The sequence below is a fragment of the Serratia sp. CoH_134_PS_4 genome, assembly GCF_058190535.1.
Genome location: NZ_JBXWKI010000010.1, coordinates 206,845 through 214,044 on the forward strand (window position 1 = coordinate 206,845; position 7,200 = coordinate 214,044).

General features: G+C 33.9%; 5 protein-coding genes and 1 pseudogene. 4 read left to right on the forward strand and 2 right to left on the reverse strand.

Annotated features, from left to right (window positions below):
- Positions 1 to 5 precede the first annotated feature (5 nt).
- The 4 genes from AC2FCQ_RS17010 to AC2FCQ_RS17025 are packed head-to-tail and all read left to right on the forward strand — an operon-like array spanning position 6 to position 5,806.
- A complete protein-coding gene (locus AC2FCQ_RS17010; RefSeq protein WP_490308609.1) occupies positions 6 to 1,457 on the forward strand; it encodes a tyrosine-type recombinase/integrase in 1,452 nt (483 codons plus the stop codon).
- Positions 1,458 to 1,480: 23 nt separating this feature from the next.
- Positions 1,481 to 1,813 carry a GapS6a family protein gene (gene gapS6a, locus AC2FCQ_RS17015; protein WP_337279407.1) on the forward strand — a complete coding sequence of 111 codons (333 nt, stop codon included), beginning with the start codon at positions 1,481 to 1,483 and terminating at the stop codon, positions 1,811 to 1,813.
- Positions 1,813 to 5,178: a GapS6b family protein gene (gene gapS6b / locus AC2FCQ_RS17020; protein WP_490308608.1), complete on the forward strand. Its 3,366-nt coding sequence runs from the start codon at positions 1,813 to 1,815 to the stop codon at positions 5,176 to 5,178. Before gapS6a ends, gapS6b begins: the two co-directional genes overlap by 1 nt.
- A 19-nt stretch (positions 5,179 to 5,197) precedes the next feature.
- Complete coding sequence (locus AC2FCQ_RS17025; RefSeq protein WP_490308607.1) at positions 5,198 to 5,806, forward strand: hypothetical protein; 609 nt, start codon at positions 5,198 to 5,200, stop codon at positions 5,804 to 5,806.
- A gap of 147 nt (positions 5,807 to 5,953) precedes the next feature.
- Here the strand turns inward: AC2FCQ_RS17025 and AC2FCQ_RS17030 are convergent.
- Both AC2FCQ_RS17030 and AC2FCQ_RS17035 read right to left on the reverse strand, forming a co-directional pair.
- Positions 5,954 to 6,267, reverse strand: a pseudogene (locus tag AC2FCQ_RS17030) (cell wall-binding protein).
- An 18-nt stretch (positions 6,268 to 6,285) separates the two neighbouring features.
- A complete protein-coding gene (locus AC2FCQ_RS17035) occupies positions 6,286 to 6,564 on the reverse strand; it encodes a hypothetical protein (RefSeq protein ID WP_490308606.1) in 279 nt (92 codons plus the stop codon).
- Positions 6,565 to 7,200: the final 636 nt, after the last annotated feature.

The window sequence follows — 7,200 nt, forward strand, 5'->3', positions numbered from 1 at the left end:
ATACTTTGAAAACAACTCTCAGTCAGTCTTTTATTCTCAACAAGTTAAGCATCAGTGTGAAGCCTACTCTTAACGATGCAGGAAAAGTCGTTTTCGAAGCTAACCCTGACCAAAAACCTTACATAGTCTTTGATGATCACAGGGAATCTCCTGTGGGATTCGGTGTTAAGGTGAGTTTGACGAAAAAAACCTATGTAATCCAGCGAAGAGTGTCTTCCGGTAATCGTAGTGTGACTGATGGTAAGAAACCAAGTTCTGTGCTGAAAGTAAAAGTTGGCAATGTTTCTGATTTTCCGAGTATTGATCAAGCTCGTGAAGCAGCCCGGCAGTTGGTTCAGACAATGATCGCAACAAAGAGAAACCCTAACAAAATTAAACGAGAAGCAGATGTTTCTGAACTCACTATGAGTGAAGTGTTTGCTCAATATCGTCAACATCTGTTAGGAAGATCGAAACCAGCTAAACAGAACACACTTAATGTGCTGAACAAAGCAGAGAAGAGGCTTTCCGAGTGGTCTGGTCTGAGAGTTAAAGATCTTTCTGGTAATGAGATCCTTCGTAAGTTTGATGAAATTGCAAGCAGAGCCAGGACAGCAGCGGAACAGACCTTCCGGTGGGCAAATGTTGCTGTCAGACATGCAATCGATATCGAATCGAGTAATGCCCAGACACAACAACGGCAACCATCGCTGTCATACAATCCATTTTCAATACTGAAAGTGCAGAAGAAGTTCAGGACTCGTTCTGAGCTTGAAGACAGCTACAAAGCGAAAGGTGTCAGAAATCCGCTTTCGCCAAAAGATACTCTTGGACGATTTTTAACAGTATTGTACAACAAGAGAAGCTTCAACCGGCTTGGGTGCGACTATCTACTACTGACAGTCCTGTTAGGTGCCAGGAAAGGAGAAACAGCTTCTTTGTGTTGGAGAGAAGCTTTAACCAGTGAAGAAGCTAAAACGACAAGCTATGTAGATCTTGAAAATCGGCTCATTCGATTCTACGACACTAAGAACAGAAATGATCACGAGCTTCCGATTTGTGATGCAGTCAAAATTATTCTGGAAGATAGAAGGGACATAGTGAACGATACGATATCCCAAAAGGATAAACAGAAGTGGGTTTTTCCAGCCCGCTCTTCACGAAACAAAGTGGGTCATTACTCGGACAGCAAAAGTTTGAGAGAGTACCTTTGTGCAGAAGCAGGTATTGTCAAACTTGGTATGCACGATCTTCGCAGGACTTTTGGCCGTGTTGCTGAGGAACTTGTTACATATGCTGTTGTAAAGAGGCTACTCAATCACCGAAACACAACTGATCCGACTGAGAGATATGCCGTTCCTGACGAAGATCGAGTCTTTGATGCGTTACAAAAGATTGAGTTGCATATCTTGAAAAGTAGCCCTAAGTTGTATAATGATATTCTTGCATCAGCTAAATACCCACCCCTAAACGAGTAAACAAACCACGCGAGGACTAAATTATGGGACCTATTACCACAGCAATAGTTTCAAGGGCTATCTATGATTTATTGCTGGCTGGAATATCTTTCACAAAAGATAATATTAAAAAGAAACTAACTGAATTTATTACAAGTGATGAAAATGCTGAACTTTTAGCAGAAAAAATAGAAAAATTAAATGTTAATGATGATATGAGTGAAAAAGCTATTGAAAAACATTTAAAAGCCAGCCCGGAAGTGATGAATGTACTTGAAAATATCCCTAACGCATCAATAGTCTCAATAAAACAAACACACTATGGGACAGGTGATAATGTTGGAAGAGATAAAATCATTAATGGGAAGAATGAGTGATGGAAAGTTTGAATCAGGCACATTATGGAAAAGGAGATAATGTTGCTCGTGATAAAAATTTATTTATTGAGAATTATAACACTTTCATTAATTCAACAGTGCCAGAAGACCTTAGAGAACCTGTTAAAAAAATATTAAGTGATATATCCAATAGGAAAATAGTGGATGCAAAAACAAAAATTGATTTAATTTTATCTATTAAAAATCAAACAAAAGAAATTAATGATCTTTTTGTACTGCTGAGAATAAAGGCTGATTTAGTAGAAGACGCGAATTCTCATGTGGATTTTTCCGTTCTTAATGATATAGCTTTATCATCCAATAATGAAATGATAAAAGATCTATCACTATCTTTATTATTAAGACTTGAATTTAACAAGTTTGGCAAAGATAGAATGATAGAGAGGTATAATGCAACAGATGTTAAAGGCCCTTTTAGTAGGGCTTTGTTGTTTGAGTTAACACTAAGTGAAGAAGTTTTGCAGGAGAGAGCCTCAACAGGGAAGCATGGTTTAACCGAAGAGGAATTGATTGGTCTGATCTCAGGTTTGTTCAGAGTCAAAAGTTTCGAGACTGCATTAGATGTAGCTACTTTCTTAGTGGACTATTTCCCAAGTTATAATTCAAGAGTTATACATTTGTTCGCAAGAGGTATGTTACTTAATCAAGACATAGTTGGTGACGATTACTGGCTGTTATCACAAAAAGAAAAAGATCGAATTTCGAACCAAATAGAAGAAACACTCAAATTATATACTGAGAGCGAAGGAAGTGATCTTAGGCTTTTTAATGTAATTGTTCCCTGTTATTTGTTTACGAAAGAATCAGACGAACGATTGAGAGATATATGCATAAAGAATATAGAATCCGTTGACAAGATAGACCATGAGTTCGCTAATGATTTTCGTGTATTACACCTTAATGATCAAGGGCAAGAAAACCATCCAATTAATATTATTAAAAAATGTCGGAATGATAATGCTTATAAGGATAGTGTAATTAAAGGAGTTCTATCTAATAATTTTATTTCGTTATCAGACTTTATCCTTGTGAGAGGACTGATAGAAGATACCAGTTTAATTGATTGGATCGATAAAGGCGGCTCATTACAAACGGATACAGGAAAGTTGAGTGAGCTTTTCTCAAAGTTGAAACTATATTTATACATCGAGAAAAATGATGTAAGCAGAAGAAATAGTAAGATAGTAGATGATATTATTGAGGAGATCGTTAATTATGACAATAATGATTTTAAATCAATAAATTCAGCATTTATATATAATATTTCAGAGGATTTGAGAGATATTGAGAGAAATGAACAGTTATGCGTAATAATGGGGAAATATTTCGATAGTAAACATTCCTACTGGTGTTCTCCAATTGTCTATCAATATCTTATTGGATTATTCGAAACAGGTTTGTATCAAGCATTTAGTTCTCTTTATGATATTGTTGATAACAAAGATAAACCTATATCAATACATACAATGGCATTATCTATCTATTTCTCCCACAATGAAATGGAAAAGGCATTGTCGTTAATTGAAGAACATAATACGAATCAGGATCTTGATTTTATAAGGTTAAAACTCCATTTCTTTGAAAAAGTTGGAGATTTTTCAGCGGTAGAAGAAGTTGTAAATAATATTGATTATAAAAAATTTAATGAACCAACTAATAGTCTGCTAGGATTAAGTGATAAAATTATATCGCTGGGATATACAAACTTTGGTCATGATTTAGCTATTAAATTTTTTTTGGATTCTCCAGAAAAAAACTATATGTTTGTATCGCATATTTGTACGCAGATTATGAGGTCAAAGAAAAGTAATCAAGAGTTTATTCCTTCTGAGGATGTGGATGGTGTGGTTTGTGGTGTTCACTATAATGATACAGGTAAAGATTTAACAAAGCTTATTGTTGTTGATACTTCTCTGAATAGTAATTATTTTATTAGTAGTGATTCGCCAGTCGCAAAAGAATTGCTAAATAGCGAGTTAAATGAAGTAAAAAAACTGGGCATGAAAAGGCTAACTTTGAAAGAAAAAATGCCTGCATATGTAGCTGTATTTCGGTTAGCTTACGAAATTAGAAATGAATCAAATGATGGGTCAGACATTTTTCAATCTATAAGTTTGCCTGACGACCCAGAAGAGATGATAAAAGTTATAAAAGATATTTTACCTAAAACTGAACAAAATAATGATATATATATAAATGAAAATTTCCCTGTAAATTTTAAAATGGAAATGATTGCTAAAAACGATCCCGTCAAAGCAGCAATGATTAGCCTTACGGATATAAAAATAAAAATAAAAGATTTTGAATCTGGAGGTGAAGATATTGAGAATAACATAGCAACGGATATTTTCACAATATGTTATATTTGCATGAACTCATTTGTGGATTATTTCGTTGATAAAGATATTCACTTTTTATTAATAGAAGAAGACGTAAAAGCAATCAAGAATTGGTTGGAGATAGTAAAAGAAGATGAATACAAAACGATAGCTATTAATGAAAATGGAAGTATTCATATAAACACATCTGATACTATTAAGAGCTATCACGGAGATTTCATTGAAAATCTTGACAGCATTCAAAAACAAATAAAAGTATATCATCCAAAGATTGGTGATATGCCTAATGAACTGATAAAACTACGCGGAGTAGTAGGAGATAATTATTTAAAAAATATTTATTCGTGTTTAACTAACAATACGCCATATTTTACTGCCGATTTGATTTCATGCATTTTCTTCAATAAAGCTTTAAATATTAAGTTTGTCGATTTCCACAAGTATATCCATGAAGCGGCCCGACATATCTCTTATACCGTTCGAGAAAAGGGTATAATATTGCATAGTGTGGGAATGTATCCTTATCCTCTATCATTGGACGATATTTATAGTTTAGCGTATTCAAAAAATGATGAGACAGGATATTTTTTAGGTGAGTTAATTAAAAAATATTCTGGAAGATTTAATGAGCAAATTGATTTATATGCTCTTATGAGTCATTTGTTTTTTAGATATCTCCAAAAAAGCTATACAGTAAATCAAATATTCAATGGGGAAATTGGTGGTATAGATTTTTCCTTTATAAATGCATATGGTGTAAAAATAGATAGAGTTTTTTATATTTGTTGTCATGCTATTATTAAAATAAAGAATGGATTAACATGCGAAGAAAACTTAGCAAGATTTTTATCATTTCTGCTATGTGAGTTCACACCAAATCCTAAGTTTTATAATTTTATTTCTTTTCTTGCTTATAATTTTGTATCAGGGCATTTTCTTAGTATAAAAAAAATAAACGAGTGCTTGAACGAATTGTTAATAATTAAACAATCAACTCAAAATTAAATTAGTGAGTGGAGGAAGTATGCCAACAGTTGACACCCTAAGGGACTTCACAGAAGCTTGGAAATTATTTGGGGAACTGCCGGATGATACAGCATTAAATGTTGAACTTACTGCTCTATATCTTGGAGTAAGTGTTAAGACTCTCGCTCGCTATCGCCAAAATGGTGATGGGCCTCCTTACATTCAATACCCAACAGGTAACAGCAAAGCTCGAAATCAACGAGTAAATTATTTACTTCGTGATTTAAAAATTTGGAGAGATGGGCATAAAGTCGTAAGCACGATGCAGGCAGCACAAGTTCGGGGACTCACTTTTAATTCGCTAATTGATTTTACACTGCCACAACCATTCTGGCATCTTGATAAAGACATAGATTCAGATAACAAAAATAAAATATTGTCACATGCCCTTAGGACACCTGAGGAGCGATTTAAAATTTACTTGGAAGAAGAGCATGTAAATATCATTTGGCTCTCAATTGAAGAAGCTTTGCTTTTAGGCTGGACAGATTTAAATGAAAGGCAAGTATTCAATGATTTGTTTGTTAATTTTTTAAATAATTTGATACAGCTTTCTACTTCCGCACAAGAAAATCTAATATTGAGTAATGTATTAAAAAATAATTGAGTTATAAAATGGCTGATAGATGATATCGGCCATTTTATTTATTTCAAATGAATTTGAAATCTAGGTTTTATTGATTGTATAACAATCGTATCAGGTTATAGAAAAGTCCCATAGTCGGGGCTAACTGAGACTGCATGATATCATTTATTACTGGACTTCTTTCCAGATACCATCTGATTTCACCAGCTTAACGGGTTTAGTTTGTTTCATGTTGCTAATAGAAGCATCTACTATGCAAGTATAAACATTGTTGGCTTCTTCTGAACAGCTAACTTTCTTCACATAATCGATTTTAAAAAGATCTTTATCTGGAATACTTGAGTTCAGAGCTTTCATACTTGATTTGATCTATCTACAACACTTTTGAAAACATTATAGATATCGTTTTGACTGGGTTCGCTATTACAAGCGGTAAGAAGAAAAGTAGACAGAATGATTGTAAAAATAGCATATGTTTTCATTTTAAATCCCTTTTGCTCTTAATGTTGGTGTGTGAAAACTGCTCTGTGTGCAAATTTTTTACGAATATACAATCTTGTAGAAATCATTAATACCAACAAAATAACGATAGCTACTAAAAAACTTTGACTTATATAAAGTATGACGTAAGCAATACCTAATAAAATAAATCCTATTAGCAGGGATACAAAAGGGGAAACTTCTCCATATGTAATAGATGAGTGGCATCCTGTGCAGATGCGAACACCAAGTTCGCTTTCTTTAAAGCAGAACGGGCACTTTATTGTTTCGTTTTTCATATTAACTCCATTTTTCAATAGGTTCCTGTATTGCAACTTGTCAGGGTCTTAACAGGAATTCTCGATGGATGGCTGGTTAAAGTAAAATCACTTGTACCGATCGATGATTGCATGTTGATAGGTTTTGTCTATCATAATTTATTTATTGATCTGTAATAACGATCAATAATTTCTTGACTAAATAGGGATTGACGAAATGTAGATTGGTTTTTCTTACAGTAAAGCAGTGCAATAGACTGTTTATAAAAAAAATTTATCATATTATCTATATGATATGCAGTGGATTTCTTGGAGAAACTTGCGAGGGGTTTGTAAAGGATGTTTTTACCATTGTATTTGTGAAGCTCTATAAATCATCTTAGAAATGGAATCAGTGAGATTCCTTATCTGTTTAACCACATTTTTGAAGGATCTTTCCTACGATTTCGTATCGTTTGTCTTCTCTGAGTAGTAGTTCGAATTCAGCAAGTTTTTCACTTATGCTTTTCCTGGTGTGGCCGGAGCAGTAATATCTTTTACAGGAGCGGGTGGTCTTTCTTTGGTAGGTATACGCTTATAGTGGCTTTGTTGAATAAATCGAACTTTTGCTGAGTTGAAGGATCAGATCACGTATCTTCCCGACAACGCAGACCGTTC